The following is a 19,718-nucleotide window of genomic DNA, read 5'->3' on the forward strand; positions in this document are numbered from 1 at the left end:
CCGGATCCGCCAGACCGGGCTCCCCGGCCCCCGCCGGCCGGTCCGCCTCTGGGGCCCGGAGGGCCGCGCGGGGCCCTCAGCGGCTGCTCACAGGGCCTCACGGGGTGCCCCCGGGCCAGGTGAGGGCCGGTCCCGGGCCCGTTCTGTGACAGGTATCACCGCTGTGGTGTGAGCTGCGATTTAGGGTCCCGTGCCCGGCGGCGATAACCTGCGAGACGGACATGCCGCGCGCTCGGACACCGTGTGCGCCACCCTTGTGACAGCGGACGTCACGTTGCCCTTCGCGGCACGCCCACGCATCCAACGAACCGCGAGATCACTGATAGGGACGGACGCGCGTGGACCTGTTCGAGTACCAGGCGAGGGACCTCTTCGCCAAGCACGGTGTACCGGTGCTGGCCGGTGAAGTCATTGACACGCCTGAGGCAGCCCGCGAGGCGACCGAGCGTCTTGGCGGCAAGTCCGTCGTCAAGGCCCAGGTGAAGGTCGGTGGCCGAGGCAAGGCCGGCGGCGTCAAGCTCGCCGCCACCCCGGACGAGGCCGTCGCCCGCGCGACGGACATCCTCGGCATGGACATCAAGGGCCACACGGTCCACAAGGTGATGATCGCCGAGACCGCGCCCGAGATCGTCGAGGAGTACTACGTCTCGTACCTCCTCGACCGCACCAACCGCACCTTCCTCGCCATGGCGTCCGTCCAGGGCGGCGTGGAGATCGAGGTCGTCGCGGAGGAGAACCCCGACGCCCTCGCGAAGGTGCCGGTCGACGCCAACGAAGGCGTGTCGATCGAGAAGGCCCGCGAGATCGTCGCCCAGGCGAAGTTCCCGGCCGAGGTCGCCGACCAGGTGGCCGAGATCCTGGTGACGCTGTGGGACACCTTCATCAAGGAGGACGCCCTCCTCGTCGAGGTGAACCCGCTCGCCAAGGTCGCCTCCGGCAAGGTCATCGCCCTCGACGGCAAGGTGTCGCTGGACGAGAACGCCGAGTTCCGTCAGCCCGACCACGAGGCGCTGGTCGACCACGCGGCCGCCAACCCCCTCGAGGCCGCCGCCAAGGCCAAGAACCTCAACTACGTCAAGCTCGACGGTGAGGTCGGCATCATCGGCAACGGCGCGGGTCTCGTCATGAGCACCCTCGACGTCGTCGCGTACGCCGGTGAGAACCACGGTGGCGTCAAGCCCGCCAACTTCCTCGACATCGGCGGCGGCGCCTCCGCCGCGGTCATGGCGAACGGCCTGGAGATCATCCTCGGCGACCCGGACGTCAAGTCTGTCTTCGTCAACGTCTTCGGTGGCATCACCGCCTGCGACGAGGTCGCCAACGGCATCGTCCAGGCGCTTCAGCTCCTCGCCGACAAGGGCGAGGAAGTCACCAAGCCGCTGGTCGTGCGTCTCGACGGCAACAACGCCGAGCTGGGTCGTCAGATCCTGTCGGACGCCAACCACCCGCTGGTCCAGCGCGTGGACACCATGGACGGCGCGGCCGACAAGGCCGCCGAGCTCGCGGCTGCGAAGTAAGGGACGAGGGACTAAACAGCCATGGCTATCTTCCTCAACAAGGACAGCAAGGTCATCGTCCAGGGCATGACCGGTGCCACGGGCATGAAGCACACCAAGCTCATGCTGGCCGACGGCACGAACATCGTCGGTGGCGTGAACCCGCGCAAGGCGGGCACCTCCGTCGACATCGACGGCACCGAGATCCCCGTCTTCGGCACGGTCGCCGAGGCCATGGAGAAGACCGGCGCCAACGTGTCCGTCCTCTTCGTGCCGCCGGCCTTCGCCAAGGCCGCCGTGGTCGAGGCGATCGACGCGGAGATCCCCCTCGCGGTCGTCATCACCGAGGGCATCGCCGTCCACGACTCGGCCGCGTTCTACGCGTACGCCGTGGCGCAGGGCAACAAGACCCGCATCATCGGCCCGAACTGCCCCGGTCTCATCACCCCGGGTCAGTCCAACGCCGGCATCATCCCGGGCGACATCACGAAGCCGGGCCGCATCGGCCTGGTCTCGAAGTCCGGCACGCTGACGTACCAGATGATGTACGAGCTCCGTGACATCGGCTTCTCCTCCGCCGTCGGCATCGGTGGCGACCCGGTCATCGGCACGACGCACATCGACGCGCTCGCCGCGTTCGAGGCCGACCCCGACACCGACCTGATCGTCATGATCGGCGAGATCGGCGGCGACGCCGAGGAGCGCGCGGCCGACTTCATCAAGGCCAACGTGACGAAGCCGGTCGTCGGCTACGTCGCCGGCTTCACCGCGCCCGAGGGCAAGACCATGGGCCACGCCGGCGCCATCGTCTCCGGCTCCTCCGGCACGGCCGCCGCGAAGAAGGAGGCCCTCGAGGCCGCCGGCGTCAAGGTCGGCAAGACGCCGACCGAGACGGCCAAGCTCGCGCGCGAGATCCTCGCGGGCTGAGCCGACGCCCGACCGAACGCCGGTGGGCCCGCACTCCTTCGAGGGTGCGGGCCCACCGGCGTTCCGTGCTGTCCGTGTCCCCCGCGGTCACCCGAATCGGCGGTCCCCCGGGATCGGCGGTCCTCCCGCTCGGCGGCTCTCCGGGCGCAGCGGCTCTCCGGGCTCAGCGGCTCTCCGGGATCAGCCGCTCCGGACCGTGCATCTCCTGGGACCGCAGCCGGGCGCGCAGCTTCAGCTCCGCCGCGGACAGCGGCCCGGGCGCGGCCTTGGGCGGCAGGCCGTGGATGGTCTCCGGCGGCGCGAGAGGCTCCTCGTAGTGGTCCGGGGCCGTGCCGAGCGTCAGGACGGTCACCCCGATCAGCAGGACCGTGAAGGCGATGGCCGCCCGGGTCCACTGCTGGGCCCGCCGCTCTCCGTGCCAGCGGACGGTCCGGGGCTTCGCCGCGCGCAGCCGCTCCGCGCTCGCGAGTTCGGTGAGCCGCCGGTGCAGGTCCTCCGGCGACGCCAGTTCCGGCAGCCGTTCGGCGACGGCCTCACGCGCGTGCAGCACCCGGTTGGCCGCCGCGGGCGTGCTCGCCTCCGTCTCGGCCGCGGTCTCCGGCAGGCCGAGCCCCACACCGTCGAACAGCAGCAGGGTGCGCCGGTACACGGGCGGCAGTTCGAGGAGTACGTCGAGCAGGGCGCGGTCGGCGGCACCGGCGGGCGGTGCCTCCGGGTGACGGTAGCGGGGGCGCAGCCGGTGCCACGGGGAGAGCGCGTACTCGTACGCCGTCGCGCGCACCCATCCGGCCGGGTCCCGGTCCACGGCCACCTCGGGCCAGCGGTACCAGGCCTGCTGGAAGGCCCGTTCCACGGATTCGCGGGCCAGTTCGCGCCGCCCGGTCAGCAGATAGGTCTGTCGTACGAGGGCGGGGGCGCAGAACGCGTAGAGCGCGTCGAAGGCCTGAGCGGGCGTCAGCGAGGGCTCCGAGAGACCGGCGTGCGCGTCCTCGACGAGCCACTCCTCGGTGGGCACCCCCGCGGCGAGCCGCCCCTCGGCCCGGTTCCGCCCGGGCCGTCGCCCGACTCGGGCGGGCCCCTTCCTTCCGGTGCCGGCCGGCGTCTCGCCGCCCGTACCCGCCCCCACCAGCTCGGGTGTGACGTCCTCCTGAGGGACGGTCACCTCCGGCCGGGCGGCGGAGGGATCGGTCATGAGCAGCCTCGTGTACGCCTCCCGCATGCGGCCGCGCGGGGCCGAACGGCCGCTCTCCCACGAGCGCACCGTCGACCGGCTGACGCCGAGCCGGGTGGCCACCTCGGCCTGGGTCAGCGACCGGCCCTCGCGCAGGCGGCGGCGCTCCTTGGGCGCCGGCAGCGGGGTGGCGGGGCTCTGTGTCATCTCGGGTTCCACAGACAGCCCCTTCGTACGAAAAAGTACATAACTGCATATTGAGCGACACATCCAGGGTTCGCCTGTTACGACGAGAAAGCGCGTGTCGTTGGGAGCATGAGAGCCGTGACCCAAATCACCGACCGCAGGCTCTCGTTGTCGCACCTGCTCACCCGGATGCGCGACCGTTCACCCGGACTGGCCGCCAGCCTCCTGGGCGGCGTCTTCGCCGCGGGGCTCGGGCTCGCCTGGTTCGCCATCCTCGTCATGGTGCTGTGGATCAGCTCGCCCTACCCGGACAGCGGACCGGACGGGGCGCTGCACGTCGCCGCCGGGCTCTGGCTGCTCGCGCACGGCGTGGAGCTGATCCGCACCGACACCCTCTCCGGCCTGCCGATGCCGGTGGGCGTGACGCCGCTGCTCCTGCTCGCCCTCCCCGTGTGGCTGCTGCACCGGGCCGCACGCGAGGCGGCCGACGCCACGTCGGGTTCGTCGCCGCACACGGCGTGGGCCGGGGTCGTGGCCGGCTATCTGTCCGTCGGCTGGGCCACCGTGCTGTACGCCTCGGGCGGGACCCTGCGTCCCTCCTGGACCTGGGCGGCGATCTGTCTGCCCCTCCTCGCGGTGAGCGCCGCGGGAGCGGGGGTCTGGACGGCGTACGGGCGGCCGTGGGGACCGGGTCCGTTCGGGGGAGGACGGGCCGCCGGGAAGCATCCGCGAACAGGGGGGCGCCCGGTCTCGGCCGTACGCCGTCTCGTCGCCGCCGACGGCCGGGTGCTCGGCGGTGCGGCGCGGGCCGCCGCGGCCGGGATCGTGGTCCTCGTCGCGGGCGGGGCCCTGCTCGTGGCGGCGTCGCTCGTCTGGCACGGCGACACGGCGCGCGCCTCGTTCGTGCAGCTCACCGGGGGATGGTCGGGCCGGTTCGCCGTCCTGCTGCTGTGTCTGGTCCTGGCGCCGAACGCCGCCGTGTGGGGGGCCGCCTACGGTCTCGGGCCCGGAGTCGTCCTGAGTGCGGGTCATGTCGCCGGTCCGCTGACCGCGGCCGTCTCCGCGGCGCACGCGCCGACCGAACTGCTTCCCGCGTTTCCGCTGCTCGCGGCCCTGCCGCAGGCGGGCTCCGGGGCGCCGTCCCCCTGGCCGAGCGCGCTGGTGCCGCTGGCCGCCGGGGTGACGGTCGCGTGGTTCGCGGTGAAGTCGGGGGCCGCGCGGGGAAACCCGGAGCGGGAGGAACCCTGGCCGCTCGGGCGGACGGTGGCCGTCGTCTCGATCGCCGCCGGGTGCTGCGGCGTCGCGCTCGGTCTGCTCGCCGGGCTGGCCGGGGGGCCGCTCGGGGTCCGCGCCCTGGCGCATTTCGGGCCGGTGTGGTGGCAGGTGGGGCCCGCGACGGCGGTGTGGACGGCGGTCGTCGGGATTCCCGTCGCGGCGGCCGCGGCCGAGTGGCGGGACCGGGGGCGTGCGCCGGCCGGGGGCGCGGGTGCGCGCCGGGGGGTGCGGCAGGCGGGGCGGCCGTCGTGGCTGGCGCAGTCGTTGCGGCTGTCGCGGCTGCGTGCCTGGCTGCCGGGGCGCGGGGGCACCGCCGCGATGGCGGTGCCGACGCCGGTTCCGCACCAGGGGGCGGCGTCCATGTCAGGCCAGGCCGATCCCACGGTGCCGGCGTCGGTCGTCGAGGGCTTCGACCCGTACGAGGCGTACGACCCGTACGACTCCTACGACCCCTTCGAGCCGTACGACCCGCTGCCGGGCGAGGCCACGGGGGGCGGCTGGCACGGCGAGGAGTCGAGGGAATCCCGATGGGAGGCCCTGAAGAAGGCGAACGGGTCTTCGGAGGTGGAGCCGGAGTCGGAGCCGGAACCGAAGTCGGAGGAGCCGGAGTCCCGGGAACACCGGGAGAGTTCCGAAGGTCCGGGGGACCCGGCGGACGGCGGGAGCCCGCGGGGCCCGGAGCACCGGAACGGACCGGAGTAGAGGGACTGTTCGAGAACCCGGAGACGGGGGAGCCGTGAACCGGCGACAGCCCCAGGCCCGGCCCCCGAGGGGAGCGGCCCGCCCCACCGCCCGGACCGGGCCCCGCCCTTGCGGCGTCCGGCGCGTCCGGCTCGCCCCGCCGTCCGGACCGGGCCCCGCTGTCGCGGCTTCCGGCGGGTCCGGGCGCGGAGTGGACTCCGGGAGCCGGGCGGCGGACCGGCTCTCCGCCCGGACCGGGACCGCCGTCGCGGCCTCCGGTGCGTCCGGGCCAGGAGCGAACTCCGAGAAGCCGCGGGGCGGACCGGTCTTCTGCCGGGGGCGGTTCCGTTACGCGTCCGGGGCCGGAACGGCCTCGTGGCCGGTGCCGGGCAGCCGGGCGGTGTCAGTCGTGGGTGCCCAGGATTCCGCGCAGGTCCTTCGGGAGGAGGTCGTTGCAGGACTTCTTCGCGGCGGTCGTCAGGGCGTCGTTCGTGCAGGAGTAGTAGTCGCTGTAGACGAGGTGGGCGGTGAAGACCCCGGCGACCAGCACGATGGCCAGCGACGCCGTGACGATGCCGCTCACCGCGGCGGTCGTCTGCGGGCGGACGTTCGGGTCGGGAGCCGGGGAGTCGGGGTCCGGCGTACGCGACCTGGAACGCAGCGCGCTGCCGCCCCAGTACAGGGCGAGCGCGCCGAGCAGCAGCGCCACGTACGGCCAGCCGAAGAGGACGAAGAAGAACGCCCACATGCCGGAGAGCAGTGCGTAACGCGCGCGACGCTGGGCCGGGTCCGTGGGGTCCCAGCGCATGCCTCCGCCGGGCGTCCCGCCGGGTCCGCCCTCGGGTCCGCCCTCGGGTCCGCCCTGTCCCTGCGGCGCGCCCGGCCGGTCGCCGAAACCGCCGCCGCTGGAGGGGCCGGGCTGACGGTCGCTCCACTGGCTGCCCCAGGGCGAGTGCCCGGAGCCCTGCTGTCCGCCCCCGTCGTTCTCGCCGGAGCCCTGCGCGGGCCGGCGCGGCTGCCAGGGCCGGTCGGGTGTTCCCTCCGGCGGCGGCGCGAACGGGTTGTCCTCCTGGCCGGAGGCCCCGCCGGACGGGGGAGTGCCGGGCGCGTCGGGTCCGCCCTCGCCCGAGGGGGTGCCGCCTCCGCCCGCCGAGCCGCCGCCGTTCCCGTCCGCGGAGCCGGGCCCGCCGGTGGAGCCGCCCTCGCCCGGCCTCGGCGGGGTGGACGAAGAGCGCCGCTCGCGCAGCAGGAGCGAAGGGAGTCGGAGACTGCGGTCCGGCATCAGGTGAGCGTCTTCCCCTTGGTGGTTCTGGCAGGCGGTGGGTCCACACGGCTTCGCGCTCGCGACGCACGCCCCGGGCGGGTCCTCCCGGGCTGACGCGCCGGCCGGTCCGCCCCGGACCGACGCCCCGAGCCTCGCACTCCGGACTCGCGCCCCGAGTTTCGTACCCCTGGACGCGGGTTCCGGATGTCTCCCGAACCCGTGCCGCGGGTGGTGCCGGGGGCACGCCCCGGACGTTCGTTCTCGTCCCAGGTCAACGTCCCGCGCGCACAGGGCGTTCCCCGTGCCGGAGGCCTTCCCGGGTGGATCCTCCCCAGACGCTACCTTCCGGCCTCGCCCCCGTCCCGTGGGGGCCGCCCGGTGTGCCGGTATCGTTGCTGACGGTCGGCCGCTTCGTAGACTTCCCCGTATCCCGGGGCGCGAAGCATTCGTACGACCGTACAAACGCTCCCCCGAGAAAGGGCCCCCTCGTGGCCAAGACCAAGCGCCTCGTCGTGCTGGTCTCCGGATCAGGTACGAATCTGCAGGCACTGCTCGACGCCGTCGCGGAGGCGGGCCCTGCGGCCTACGGGGCCGAGATCGTGGCCGTCGGCGCCGACCGGGACGGCATCGAGGGGCTCGCGCGGGCCGAGCGTGCCGGACTCCCGACCTTCGTGTGCAAGGTCAAGGACCACGGCAGCCGGGACGACTGGGACCGGGCGCTCGCCGAGGCAACCGCCGCGTACGAGCCCGATCTCGTCGTGTCCGCCGGGTTCATGAAGATCGTGGGGAAGGAATTCCTCGCCCGCTTCGGCGGACGGTTCGTCAACACGCATCCCGCGCTGCTGCCCAGTTTTCCCGGCGCCCACGGCGTCCGTGACGCGCTCGCGTACGGAGCCCGGGTCACCGGCTGCACCGTCCACTTCGTCGACGACGGCGTCGACACCGGACCGATCATCGCCCAGGGCGTGGTCGAGGTCCGCAACGAGGACGACGAGAGCGCTCTGCACGAGCGCATCAAGGAAGTCGAGCGAAGGCTGCTCGTCGATGTCGTGGGGCGGCTCGCCCGCAACGGCTATCGCATTGAGGGACGAAAGGTAGTTATCCAGTGACCGCCGACAGCACAGTCACGGCCGAGAGCACCGAGGGCACCAAGCGGGTCATCCGGCGCGCGCTCGTCAGCGTGTACGACAAGACCGGCCTTGAGGAGCTGGCCCGTGGGCTGCACGCCGCCGGCGTCGAGCTCGTCTCCACCGGGTCCACCGCCGCGAAGATCGCCGCGGCCGGTGTGCCCGTCACCAAGGTGGAGGAGCTGACCGGCTTCCCCGAGTGCCTGGACGGCCGCGTCAAGACCCTGCACCCCAAGGTCCACGCCGGGATCCTCGCCGACCTGCGTCTCGAGAGCCACCGGCAGCAGCTGGCCGAGCTCGGCGTCGAGCCGTTCGACCTGGTCGTCGTCAACCTCTACCCCTTCCGGGAGACGGTCGCGTCCGGCGCCACCCCCGACGAGTGCGTCGAGCAGATCGACATCGGCGGTCCCTCGATGGTCCGCGCGGCCGCCAAGAACCACCCCTCGGTCTCCGTCGTCACCAGCCCCGACCGCTACGGCGACGTCCTCACCGCCGTCCAGGGCGGCGGCTTCGACCTGCGCACCCGCAAGCGGCTCGCCGCCGAGGCCTTCCAGCACACGGCCGCGTACGACGTCGCCGTCGCGTCCTGGTTCGCCTCCTCGTACGCGCCCGTCGACGACTCACAGTTCCCCGACTTCCTCGGTGCCACCTGGGAGCGCGCGCACACGCTGCGGTACGGCGAGAACCCGCACCAGCCCGCCGCCCTCTACACCTCCGGCACGGGCGGCCTCGCCGAGGCCGAGCAGCTGCACGGCAAGGAGATGTCGTACAACAACTACACGGACACGGACGCCGCGCGCCGTGCCGCGTACGACCACGAGGACCCCTGCGTCGCGATCATCAAGCACGCCAACCCGTGCGGGATCGCCGTCGCGTCGAACGTCGCCGAGGCGCACCGCAAGGCGCACGCCTGTGACCCGCTGTCCGCGTTCGGCGGTGTGATCGCGGTCAACCGCCCGGTCACCCGGGAGATGGCCGAGCAGGTCGCGGAGATCTTCACCGAGGTCATCGTCGCGCCCGAGTACGAGGACGGCGCCCTCGAAGCCCTCACCAAGAAGAAGAACATCCGCGTGCTGCGGGCCCACAAGGCTCCGGCCGACCCGGTCGAGATCAAGCCCGTCGACGGCGGGGCGCTGCTCCAGGTCACCGACCGCCTCCAGGCCGCGGGCGACAACCCGTCGAGCTGGACGCTGGCGACCGGCGACGCCCTGAGCGAGGGCGAGCTCGACGAGCTGGCCTTCGCCTGGCGCGCCTGCCGTGCGGTGAAGTCCAACGCGATCCTGCTCGCCAAGGACGGTGCCTCGGTCGGCGTCGGCATGGGCCAGGTCAACCGCGTCGACTCCGCGAAGCTCGCGGTCGAGCGGGCCGGCGCCGAGCGCGCCCGCGGCTCCTACGCGGCCTCGGACGCGTTCTTCCCGTTCCCCGACGGCCTGGAGATCCTCGCCGACGCGGGCGTCAAGGCCGTGGTCCAGCCCGGCGGCTCGGTCCGCGACGAGCTGGTCGTGGAGGCCGCGAAGAAGGCCGGCATCACGATGTACTTCACCGGGACGCGGCACTTCTTCCACTGATCCGGCAGCGGACGAACGCGAGGGCCGTGTCTCCCCCTGCGGGGTGGGACACGGCCCTCGGCGTGAAACGGAGCGTTCAGTAGCGGGGACGGTTGAACCACGCGGCGCCGGACGGCGCGATCATCGCCGCCGCCATCACACCGCCGAAGCCGATCCACAGCAGCGCGAACACCAGCGACGCCGAGGAGCCGACGTCCGCCGCGTTGATCAGGCCGAGGAAGCCCATCAGGGAGCCCAGGATGCCGTAGACCATGGTGGTGATACGGATCCCCTGGCCGCCTCTGGTGAACTTCACCCCCAGCGTGATCGACAGGGCCGCGAGGCCGAGGAAGATCAGCGCGAACACGAAGATGATGCCCGCGGAGGCGTGGCCGATGTCGGACAGGCCGTTGTCGCCGAAGGTGTCCTCGCCCGCGTTGGACGCGTCGTTGATCGTCGCGGCGCCGAAGATGGCGAAGATGCCGATGAGGATCTGCACGCCCGCCACGATGTAGAGCAGCACGCGCGCGGTGACCATCAGGCCCGGCATGGTCGGCGGCATCATGTTGCCGCCCGGGTAGCCGGGGTACGCGGGCTGCTGCGGGTAGCCGTAGCCCTGCGGGGGCACGGTCGGCGGGGCCTGCGGGTACCCGTAGCCGGGGGCTCCCGGCGGGGCGGCGGGAGGCTGCTGCGGCGGGGGGCCGTAGGGGTTGTTCGGGTCGCCGAAACTCATGGCGGGTTTCCTCCGTTGCCTGGTGCGGGGACTACGCGCGGCACGGTTCGGAGGAATTTCTACAGAGCGGTCCGTCCCCCCGGTACTGCCCGCGACACTGTGTGTGCTCATCGTTCTTTAGCAGACTCTTACTTGTCCAGCGAACTTCCCTATGTGTTGTGCAAGTGCAACATCGACGATCATGGCCGGATACGGGTGAATCGGGCGCTCTGCGGCCGCCGACGGGCGGCTGGAAGGCGGCTGGATGACCGGGGGAAGGCGGCTGGAAGGCCGTCGCTGGGGTCGGTGCGGGGGCCTGGGCGGCCCCGGATTGGAACCTGGACCGCGTCATCCGGGAGGATGGGGGCCATGACCGCCCAGATTCTCGATGGCAAGGCCACCGCAGCCGCGATCAAGTCCGACCTGACCGTCCGCGTGGCGGCCCTGAAGGAGAAGGGCGTCACGCCCGGCCTCGGGACGGTCCTGGTCGGGGACGACCCCGGAAGCCAGAAGTACGTCGCCGGCAAGCACCGCGACTGTGCCCAGGTCGGCATCGCCTCCATCCAGCGCGAACTGCCCGCGACCGCCACGCAGGAAGAGATCGAGGCGGTGGTCCGCGAGCTGAACGAGGACCCTGCCTGCACCGGCTACATCGTCCAGCTGCCGCTTCCCAAGGGCATCGACGAGAACCGCATCCTGGAACTGATGGACCCGGACAAGGACGCGGACGGCCTGCACCCGATGAACCTCGGGCGCCTCGTCCTCAACGAGCCCGCCCCGCTGCCCTGCACCCCCAACGGCGTCCTCACGCTCCTGCGCCGCTACGGCGTGGAGATCAAGGGTGCCGAGGTCGTGGTCGTCGGCCGCGGTGTGACCATCGGACGCCCGATGCCGCTGCTGCTGACGCGGCGCAGCGAGAACGCCACGGTCACCCAGTGCCACACCGGCACCCGTGACCTCTCCGCGCACCTCAAGCGCGCCGACATCATCATCGCCGCCGCCGGCTCCGCGCACCTCGTCCGGGCCGAGGACGTGAAGCCGGGCGCGGCCGTCCTCGACGTCGGTGTCTCGCGCAGCGCCGAGGGCAAGATCGTCGGAGACGTCCACCCGGACGTCGCCGAGGTCGCCGCCTGGATCTCCCCGAACCCGGGCGGAGTCGGCCCGATGACCCGGGCGCAGCTGCTCGTCAACGTGGTGGAAGCGGCGGAGCGCAGTGTCGGCTGACGGCAAGACCCACGAGTCCGGGACCTCCGCCGTGCGCGGGGGTGGGGCGAGCGCTGCCGGAGTGCGGTCCAGGGCCGAGGAGGAGACCGGGATCGAGGCCGCGTCGACCGGCGGGGCTGAGGCCCGGGGGCGGGCTGAGGTCGGGGCCGGCGCCGAGGCTGACGCCGGGGCCGAGGCTTCGGGCGGGGTCGTGTCCGGGGCCGAGGCTTCGGGCGGGGCTGTGTCCGGAGCTGACGTTTCGGGTGGGAGCGAGGTCGGGGCTGGGGCTTCGGGTGCGAGCGGCGTCGGGGCTGAGGCTTCGGGTGGGGCTGTGTCCGGGGCTGAGGCTGCGGACGGTGCCTCGGACGGGGCCGAGCAGGACGAGGTGACCGTTCGGGACGCGATCAGCGCGCCCGACGCCCAGGGTGAGCCGCGGCGAACCACGCGCCGCTTCCCGCTGTTCACGCGGGACACGGCACGGCCCGAGGGCGGCGGCCGGGCCGCGCCCGGAGACGCCCCGGCGCCCGCGCGCCAGTGGCCCATCCTCACCGTGCTGTCCGCCGTCGCGCTCGGCCTGCTGCTCACCGCGCTCGACGTGTTCCGCGTCGGCACGATCCTGATCGGCGCCGCGCTGCTCGCGGGGGCCGTGATGCGATGGATGCTGCCCAGCGTCGGCATGCTCGCGGTCCGCTCCCGCTTCACGGACATGGTCACCTACAGCGTCCTGGGCGGCGCCATCGTGGTGCTCGCGCTGATGGCCCAGCCCAACCCGGTGCTGGAGATTCCGTTCCTCGACGACACGTTGCACTTCACGGTCCGCTGAACCGCGGCCGGCACGCGCGTGCCGGCCGTTCGTGCGCACCGGTGGCCCGTCCTCTCCTCCAGGGGGCGGGCCTTTGCCGTTCTCGGGAACGACGACGGCCCGTCCTCTCCCCCGAGTCAAGGACGGGCCGCGATCGGGCGAGTGTTCCGCCCGGGGTCAACCCTTGTGCACGGCAACGCGCTGTTCAACAGCTCTCGGCCCGCTGTGGCACGGAAGTGACCATTCCGGCACGGTGTGCGCGCCGTGTGACGGCGGCCGTTCAACTCCCGTCCGCGGGGTGGAACACTGGTGCTACCAGGGGAAGTTGGGGGAAAGCATGGCTCGTTGGAAGGCTCTGCCGGACGAACTCGATCCGCGGGTGGCGGAGTTCGTCGGACAGTTGCGGCTGCTCGTCGACCGGAGCGGGCTGGGGGTCGCGGCCGTGGCCGACCGGACGGGCTACAGCAGGACATCCTGGGAGCGGTACCTGAACGCCGGGCTGCTCGCGCCCAAGGGGGCGGTCGTCGCGCTGGCCGAGGTGACCGGGGCCAGTCCCGTGCATCTGGCGACGATGTGGGAGCTGGCCGAGCGTGCCTGGAGCCGTTCGGAGATGCGTCACGACACGACGATGGAAGCGATACGGATTTCCCGGGCGCGGGCCGCGTTGGGGGAGCTGGGGGCGTTGGGGGCGGAGCCTGAGGATGCTCGGCCTGTCGGTGTCGGTGTCGGTGTCGGTGCCGGTTCGGGGGAGGGGTTCGCGCGCAGGAAGCGGGGGTTGGTGCTGCTTCTTGTCGGTGTTGTGGGGGTCCTGGTCGGTGTTGGGGTCTGGTTCACCCGGGGTGGAGGCGAGGAGGACGTGGCCGGGACGCCGAAGAAGCCGGTGGTGTCCGCGAGTCCTCGGCAGGCTCTGCCGTCCGGGGTGAAGTGCGCCGGGGCCTCCTGTGCCGGGAAGGATCCCGAGACCATGGGATGCAGCGGACGGTTGGCCACGACGGCGACCAGCGTGACCGTGGGGGGTGCGCTGGTGGAGGTGCGGTACAGCGAGACGTGCGGGGCGGCTTGGGCTCGGGTTACGCGGGCGGGGGTGGGGGACCGGGTCGAGGTGTCGGCGGACGGCGCCGGCGGAGCCTCGGTCAAGCAGAGCGCCGTGGTGGGCACGGACGTGAACACGTACACGCCGATGGTCGTCGTGCGGGGTGCCGGTGAGGCGAGGGCCTGCGTGACGCTGGGGTCGGGAGAGACGGGCTGTACCGGCTAGCGGCCGGTCCGGTGGGTGGGTCGGGGCCGCGCCGGTGCATCAGGCCGCCGCTGTCGGGCGGAGAAGTGACGGTTAGTGGCGACGGCCATCGATGTACCGGCACGTCCCCTTCCGCCGGATCCCGGCTGCGGGTGCACATTCCAGCCCCTCCGGCGTTTGAGGAGCGGGGTCTGGGGCGGAGCCCCAGGGGTGGGACGGGTAGGGGCGGAGGGGGCGAGAGAAGGCTGTGGAGGGACGGCGAAAACTTTGGTTTTGGGGGATTGAGTTGGTTCTGAGGGGGCAGGCGGACCGTACCCCCACGGGATCCGGAGCGCCGGGAAGGGGGGAGATCCCTTCCCGGAGTGCCTGGTACCCCCCTTTGGCGGTCGCCGAGTTCACCCTCTCCCGGTCCCGGCGACCGCCTGCCCGGGGGATCCACTCCGCATCTGTGGGGTGGGCCACACGCACCCTGACGTCCGGCGTCCCGGATGCGCGATAGCCTGAGCGGCGGATCTCTCTTGACGCCGAGAGATCGATCATCGGAACCTTTGATCGATCATTGCGGTGGTGGCAGGGGACGATCCTGCACCCGGGGCAGGGACGCCCCACCGCCAGCTGTCATACGGAGAACGCCATGACTCGCACTCCCGTGAACGTCACCGTCACCGGCGCGGCCGGCCAGATCGGTTACGCCCTGCTCTTCCGCATCGCCTCCGGCCAGTTGCTCGGCGCGGACGTGCCGGTCAAGCTGCGCCTCCTGGAGATCACGCCGGCGCTCAAGGCCGCCGAGGGCACCGCGATGGAGCTCGACGACTGCGCCTTCCCGCTTCTTCAGGGCATCGACATCACGGACGACCCGAACGTCGCCTTCGACGGCACGAACGTCGGTCTGCTCGTCGGCGCCCGCCCCCGCACCAAGGGCATGGAGCGCGGCGACCTGCTCTCGGCCAACGGCGGCATCTTCAAGCCGCAGGGCAAGGCCATCAACGACAACGCCGCGGACGACGTCAAGATCCTGGTCGTCGGCAACCCCGCGAACACCAATGCGCTGATCGCCCAGGCCGCCGCTCCGGACGTACCCGCCGAGCGCTTCACCGCCATGACCCGTCTGGACCACAACCGCGCGCTGACCCAGCTCGCGAAGAAGACGGGCACCACGGTCGCCGACATCAAGCGTCTGACCATCTGGGGCAACCACTCCGCCACCCAGTACCCCGACATCTTCCACGCCTCGGTCGCCGGCAAGAACGCCGCCGAGGTCGTGAACGACGAGAAGTGGCTGGCCGAGGACTTCATCCCGACCGTCGCCAAGCGCGGTGCGGCGATCATCGAGGCCCGTGGCGCGTCCTCCGCGGCTTCGGCCGCCAACGCCGCCATCGACCACGTCTACACCTGGGTCAACGGCACCGCCGAGGGTGACTGGACCTCCATGGGTATCCCGTCCGACGGTTCGTACGGTGTGCCGGAGGGCCTCATCTCCTCCTTCCCCGTCACCACGAAGGACGGCCAGTACGAGATCGTCCAGGGCCTGGACATCAACGAGTTCTCCCGCACCCGCATCGACGCCTCCGTCAAGGAGCTTGAGGAGGAGCGCGAGGCCGTCCGCTCCCTCGGCCTGATCTGATCCGACGCGAACCGGGCTGAACCGTAACGGCATTCGTCCGGATCGGCCCGGCGGCGTTCGTTCCGCCGCGGTACACGCGATGCCCGGGTGGTGCTCACCACCCGGGCATCGGTGCGTTCGGGCGGGGCGCCTCAGGCCTGGCCGACCACCAGCTCGGCCAGATCCAGGAACGCCCGCGTCGTCGCCGTGCGCAGCTTGCTCAGATCACGGAATCCAGGAGAGCGCAGGCTCATGTCGAAGGGGATGAGGACGACCTGCGCAAGGGGGCAGCCGAGACGGAACGCGAGTTCGCTGGAGCGCGCCGGTCGGCCGGGTCCCTCGATCTCCGAGGCCACGACGATCGCCTCGTCCGCGAGCGTCCGGTGCCCCGACGCGCGCAGATCCTCGAGCAAGGACGCCACCATGTCCAGGAACTGGTCGGTGGCACTGGAGCACAGGACCAGCTGGTCCGTGAGGGTCAGCGCGACCTCGGCGGACCGGTCGAGACGCTTGGGCGACCAGTCGGTCAGCACGAAGGAGTAGTACGGCGCCGTCTGAGTCAGCACCCGGGCGTACTCCTGGGCATGGACCGGGTTCGAGTTGAAGTGGCCCGAGCGGTGCGCGAGCACTTCCAGGCCTGAGGGCAAGTGGTTGGTGAGAGCGCGGATCTCGTCGTACGAGGCGTCCAGGGGCAGGGTCGCCAGGTCGCGCAGGGTGGCTGGGTTGCGCTGGGTCAGGAAGGAGTCGAGAGCTCCTTGTGACGGGGCTCCGTCGAGAGCGAGAACGGGCTCTTCGCGGACGGTGGCGAGCAGTGAGCCGAGGACCATGGTCGTCGTGGCCCGGCCGCTGTAATGGTACGAGCCCACCAATGTGACGCGCTTGCTCCGGCGCAGCGGCGTGCGCAGCCGCTGCAGGCGTGCGTCCCGGTCCGTGACACCGAACCGTGGCAGGCGAAGGCGGGCGCGCCGTTCCGGCCGGGCATCGGCGGGCGGCAGAGCGAGGGGTATGTCCGCCAGCGCGGGGCCCAGTGACACGACAGGCGCTCCCTCGCTGTCCTGCGTCGCCCGGGCCATGGCGACGTAACGGGCGAGGATGTCGGCCACCGCCCCCGCGATGGGGCGCCGCGCCGGGTCGGGGTCCAGGCAGCGCAGCACGAGCAGTCGGAGCCGTTCCCACGTGTCGCCCTGCCACAGATGCATGCCCTCGGGCAGCGCCGGTATCTCCCAGCCGGCTTTGCTGCTGACGAGTTGGAGCATCTCGCCGAGGGATCGTACGTTGTCCTCGGCCGTCGGTACCGGACCCGTTCCGAGGTGGCGTCCGTCGACGACGCAGTCGGACAGGTTGCCCAGGACCACGGAGCGCCTGAGGACGAACACACTGTCGGGACTGAAGTCCGCGAGGACCAGGCCGTTGACGTGACAGACGGCGAGGGCGCTGGCCAGGTGCCACGCGACGACGAGACCGGCGATTTTGTCGAACGGAGCCGTGCCGTCGAGCAAGGCCCTGTTGAAGATCTCCGACAGCCGGGGCGGTTGCCTGTCGGGCGCGTCGGCGTCGGCGACGGGTGCCATCGCCAGCCAGGGCGGAGTCGCGTCGAGCCGGGCGATGTGCAGCACGGGCGCGTACTGGCCGCTGAGCCGCCGGAGAGCCTCGGCCTCCACCTCGATCAGTCGCGCGTTCACTGTGGGGAGATCAGGACGAGGGACGCGGAGTACGGCCACCTCGTTCTCCGCGGTCGACCCCTGGTAGACCACTGTGCGACGACCCCGCCGCCGCCCCCTGAGCGTGTACGGTCCCAGCGCGCGGGGATCCTCGTCCGTCAGGGCAGCCCAGTCGTCCGGGCCGGACTCCGGCACGTTCGGTTCGGTGACAGCGGCGGCGCCGGGCGCGCCGTCGACGGAGACCCCGAAACGGGTCAGCAGTCGCCGCTCGACACTGGTGAACGGGTTCTGGGAGCCGTGCAGTTGCGCCATGCCGTCCGGATGGATCAGCCAGGCGGGAAAGTCGGGCGAATTGCCTGCCAGTTGCTCCAGCCTGCGGCCGATGCTGCGCCCTGTGCGCAGGAGTTCGGCCTGCGGGACCGCGTCCAGCAGAACGGACTTGGACTCCTCGGAGAAGTCGAAGACGAGGTGCTTGGCGGGTATGGGTCCGGACACGGGTGCTGGACGCGGTCCGATGAGGCCACCGAGGAACACCTCGGCGAGGTGCGAGGTGCGCGCCGGCCAGGGGACCGCTGTCTGGACCAGCCGCATGACCGGCACCGACAACGGCGAGACGGCGGCCATATGGGCGGCGAGGCGGTACGCCTCCGGAGTCGCAGCGTCCCGGAACCGCTGGGCGCTGTGCAGGTCCCGGGAGGCGGCGACCGCCGCGTAGCGGCTGGGGCGAGCGAGCAGAGGCAACTCCACCGTGGTTCCCGGCGAGGCGAGCAGGCGCGCCCAGTTCCGCAGAGCGGCGGCTGTCGGCTCCAGGACCGGGACGCGTACCCCGGTGAACTCGGCCAGTTCGGGCGGCAACACCCGGTCGGTGATCTCCCAGGACGTGTTGGCGCCACCGATCCGCCGGGTGGTGGCCTGCCAGCGTTCGGCGTGGATTCCGGACGCCTCCCACATCTCGGGCGGCAGTGTGTGCAGCAGGGCGACCGGGCCCAGGACAGCCCACGCCGCCAGCAGATCGTGCATGGTTCCGTTCCGCCAGCCGGCCCCCATCCCGTCGCTGACGACCAGTACCAGGGTGCGGCCCGAGGGGTCGCGTACCGCGCTCAGCGGGATCTCGGCGCTCTCGCGCTGAAATGGCCGGGCGCGAAGCCGCGGTTCGCGTGCGCGATGGGTGTCCAGGCCGAGGACGCGGGTCGTGGCGAAGGCACCCAGTCGTTCGAGCAGCGTGCGCAGTTCGGCGCCGAGCCGGTTCCAGAGCAGCATCGACACACCATCGTCGACGAGCAGCACCAGGCTCAGCCAGCGTTCCTGCATGGGACGTTGCACCACGTCGGGCAGCCGTGTCTCGGCCAGCTCGGCGGCGGTGCGCTCCTCGTCGATCTCCAGCCGGTGCCGGCTGGTCAGACGGCGCCGCAACGGACGCAGTGCACGTCCGAGTTCGAGTTCGTCGTCGAGGGCCTTGCTCTCCGGGACCCGAATGGGCAGTGCCTTGCGCGGTTCCCGCTCCGGTTGCCGTGGCCAGGACGCGGGGGCGGGGTTCTGGCGGGCCGCCGCGTACAGGGAAGGCTTGGTGAGATCGGGCAGCTCCGGGTCGTCGGGCTCGGGGGCGGGCCCCGGTGGCGGAAGGGGCTCCGATGCGGGCTCGGGGTCGGCGGCCGGGGATGCGGGCTGCGGGGACGGGCGCAGGCCGACGCTCAGGGGTGCCTGATCGGTCGACGGCAGACGCCGGGCGAGCCAGAGCACGTCGAGTACCAGGTCCGCGTCGAGGTCCTGGCCGCATGCGCCCAGGACCCGGAGGGCCTCGGCGAGCCGGTCACCGCCGCCCGCCATCGTCACATCGCCCCGGTCAGCTGGTGGAGGACGGCGTCGAGGAGGCCCTCCGCGTCCAGATCGACGCCGCCGACGCGCAAGAAGACGGCATTGAGCAGCTGGTCCGTGGCGAGTTCGCCGGGGGCCCGGCGGCGCAGGAACGCGTTCAGGAGGTCGTCCGCTTCGCGTAGCGCGTCCTCGCCCAGATGGGCGGCGACGATGGCGCGCAGCCGCTCCTCGTCGGGCACGGGCAGTTCGAGGCGGACGCAGCGACGCAGGAACGCCGGCGGGAAGTCGCGTTCACCGTTGCTGGTGATGACGACGACCGGGAACTCCACGCACTGGACCCGCCCTTGATGAACGCTTACGGTGCCGCGGTGGTCGGCGGTCTGCACTTCCACGTTCGTGACGTCCTCGGGGAGCCGAGTGAGTTCGGGTATGTCGAAGACCCCTTCCTCGAAGACGGTGAGCAGGTCGTTCGGCAGATCGACGTCACCCTTGTCCATCTCGTCGATGAGCAGGGCGCGGGGCGCGGCAGAGGGGACCAGTGCGGTGCCGAGAGGGCCGAGTCGGACGAACGTGCCGATGGAGGGCTCTCGTTCGCCCCGGTCGCGGCTCAGGGTCGTCTCGCGCAGCCGACCGATGGCGTCGTACTGATAGAGGGCTTCGCGCACGGTGGAGCGGCTGTTGATGGGCCAGCGCAGCAGTTCGCCGAGGTCGAGTTCGTGGGCGACCGCCCGGGCGAGCGACGACTTTCCGGTACCCGCCGGGCCGGTCACGAGCAGCGGACGGCGCAGATGCAGTGCGGCGTTGACGACATCGGCGTGCTGTGGCTCGATCAGGTACGGCAGTTCGGCCCGGGCGATGTGCGACGGGGTGAAGCGACGCCAGGGCGGCGCCGGCGGAAGGGCCACGGCCCGGGGCAGTCCGCTTCCGCGGAACAGGCGCCAGTCGGCGTCGGGTGCGGTCGTCATGACCTCTCCTGCGGTTCGTGGGTCAGCGGTGGAAGAGGCGCGGGAT

General features: G+C 72.0%; 14 protein-coding genes. 9 read left to right on the forward strand and 5 right to left on the reverse strand.

What is annotated here, in order from left to right:
• The first annotated feature begins 338 nt into the window (after positions 1-338).
• Together sucC and sucD are read left to right on the forward strand one after the other, a co-directional pair.
• Entirely contained in the window at positions 339-1,517 is a 1,179-nt protein-coding gene (gene sucC / locus ACFYYF_RS06745; RefSeq protein ID WP_037626788.1) for an ADP-forming succinate--CoA ligase subunit beta, read from the forward strand.
• A 21-nt stretch (positions 1,518-1,538) separates the two neighbouring features.
• Positions 1,539-2,423 (forward strand): succinate--CoA ligase subunit alpha, encoded by an 885-nt coding sequence (sucD, locus tag ACFYYF_RS06750; RefSeq protein WP_103552813.1) that lies wholly within the window; start codon positions 1,539-1,541, stop codon positions 2,421-2,423.
• Positions 2,424-2,586: 163 nt separating this feature from the next.
• Here sucD and ACFYYF_RS06755 read toward each other — a convergent pair whose 3' ends face one another.
• Positions 2,587-3,801 carry a helix-turn-helix domain-containing protein gene (locus ACFYYF_RS06755; RefSeq protein WP_388772135.1) on the reverse strand — a complete coding sequence of 405 codons (1,215 nt, stop codon included), beginning with the start codon at positions 3,799-3,801 and terminating at the stop codon, positions 2,587-2,589.
• Positions 3,802-3,909: 108 nt separating this feature from the next.
• Between ACFYYF_RS06755 and ACFYYF_RS06760 the strand changes: the two genes are divergently transcribed.
• The gene (locus tag ACFYYF_RS06760) at positions 3,910-5,757 is read left to right on the forward strand and encodes a DUF6350 family protein (protein ID WP_388772136.1); all 1,848 of its coding nucleotides are present in this window, start codon (positions 3,910-3,912) and stop codon (positions 5,755-5,757) included.
• A 382-nt stretch (positions 5,758-6,139) separates the two neighbouring features.
• On the opposite strand, the gene ACFYYF_RS06765 is transcribed toward ACFYYF_RS06760, so the two are convergent.
• Positions 6,140-7,018, reverse strand: coding sequence for a hypothetical protein (locus ACFYYF_RS06765; protein WP_388772139.1), 879 nt, complete (start codon positions 7,016-7,018; stop codon positions 6,140-6,142).
• 470 nt (positions 7,019-7,488) lie between these two features.
• Between ACFYYF_RS06765 and purN the strand changes: the two genes are divergently transcribed.
• Positions 7,489-8,109, forward strand: a complete 621-nt coding sequence (gene purN / locus ACFYYF_RS06770; RefSeq protein ID WP_361676460.1) for a phosphoribosylglycinamide formyltransferase — start codon at positions 7,489-7,491, stop codon at positions 8,107-8,109.
• Positions 8,106-9,695 (forward strand): bifunctional phosphoribosylaminoimidazolecarboxamide formyltransferase/IMP cyclohydrolase, encoded by a 1,590-nt coding sequence (purH, locus tag ACFYYF_RS06775; protein WP_388772141.1) that lies wholly within the window; start codon positions 8,106-8,108, stop codon positions 9,693-9,695. The genes purN and purH overlap by 4 nt, the downstream gene beginning before the upstream one ends.
• Positions 9,696-9,771: 76 nt before the next feature.
• On the opposite strand, the gene ACFYYF_RS06780 is transcribed toward purH, so the two are convergent.
• On the reverse strand, positions 9,772-10,407 hold the full coding sequence (locus ACFYYF_RS06780) for a hypothetical protein (protein WP_361676454.1): 636 nt from the start codon (positions 10,405-10,407) through the stop codon (positions 9,772-9,774).
• Between the two features lie 348 nt (positions 10,408-10,755).
• On the opposite strand from ACFYYF_RS06780, the gene ACFYYF_RS06785 reads away from it, so the two are divergent.
• The 4 genes from ACFYYF_RS06785 (at position 10,756) to ACFYYF_RS06800 (ending at position 15,252) form a co-directional block, all read left to right on the forward strand.
• Positions 10,756-11,610, forward strand: a complete 855-nt coding sequence (locus ACFYYF_RS06785) for a bifunctional methylenetetrahydrofolate dehydrogenase/methenyltetrahydrofolate cyclohydrolase (RefSeq protein WP_037626775.1) — start codon at positions 10,756-10,758, stop codon at positions 11,608-11,610.
• Between the two features lie 310 nt (positions 11,611-11,920).
• Positions 11,921-12,412: a DUF3017 domain-containing protein gene (locus ACFYYF_RS06790; RefSeq protein WP_388772144.1), complete on the forward strand. Its 492-nt coding sequence runs from the start codon at positions 11,921-11,923 to the stop codon at positions 12,410-12,412.
• 316 nt (positions 12,413-12,728) lie between these two features.
• The gene (locus tag ACFYYF_RS06795; protein ID WP_388772956.1) at positions 12,729-13,649 is read left to right on the forward strand and encodes an XRE family transcriptional regulator; all 921 of its coding nucleotides are present in this window, start codon (positions 12,729-12,731) and stop codon (positions 13,647-13,649) included.
• A gap of 613 nt (positions 13,650-14,262) precedes the next feature.
• Positions 14,263-15,252, forward strand: a complete 990-nt coding sequence (locus ACFYYF_RS06800; protein WP_388772147.1) for a malate dehydrogenase — start codon at positions 14,263-14,265, stop codon at positions 15,250-15,252.
• A 131-nt stretch (positions 15,253-15,383) separates the two neighbouring features.
• On the opposite strand, the gene ACFYYF_RS06805 is transcribed toward ACFYYF_RS06800, so the two are convergent.
• Both ACFYYF_RS06805 and ACFYYF_RS06810 read right to left on the reverse strand, forming a co-directional pair.
• Positions 15,384-18,719, reverse strand: coding sequence for an SAV_2336 N-terminal domain-related protein (locus ACFYYF_RS06805; protein ID WP_388772957.1), 3,336 nt, complete (start codon positions 18,717-18,719; stop codon positions 15,384-15,386).
• 2 nt (positions 18,720-18,721) lie between these two features.
• Positions 18,722-19,672: an AAA family ATPase gene (locus ACFYYF_RS06810; RefSeq protein WP_388772149.1), complete on the reverse strand. Its 951-nt coding sequence runs from the start codon at positions 19,670-19,672 to the stop codon at positions 18,722-18,724.
• Positions 19,673-19,718: the final 46 nt, after the last annotated feature.

Source organism: Streptomyces sp. NPDC001914 (assembly GCF_042891215.1).
In the GTDB taxonomy this organism is placed as follows: domain Bacteria; phylum Actinomycetota; class Actinomycetes; order Streptomycetales; family Streptomycetaceae; genus Streptomyces.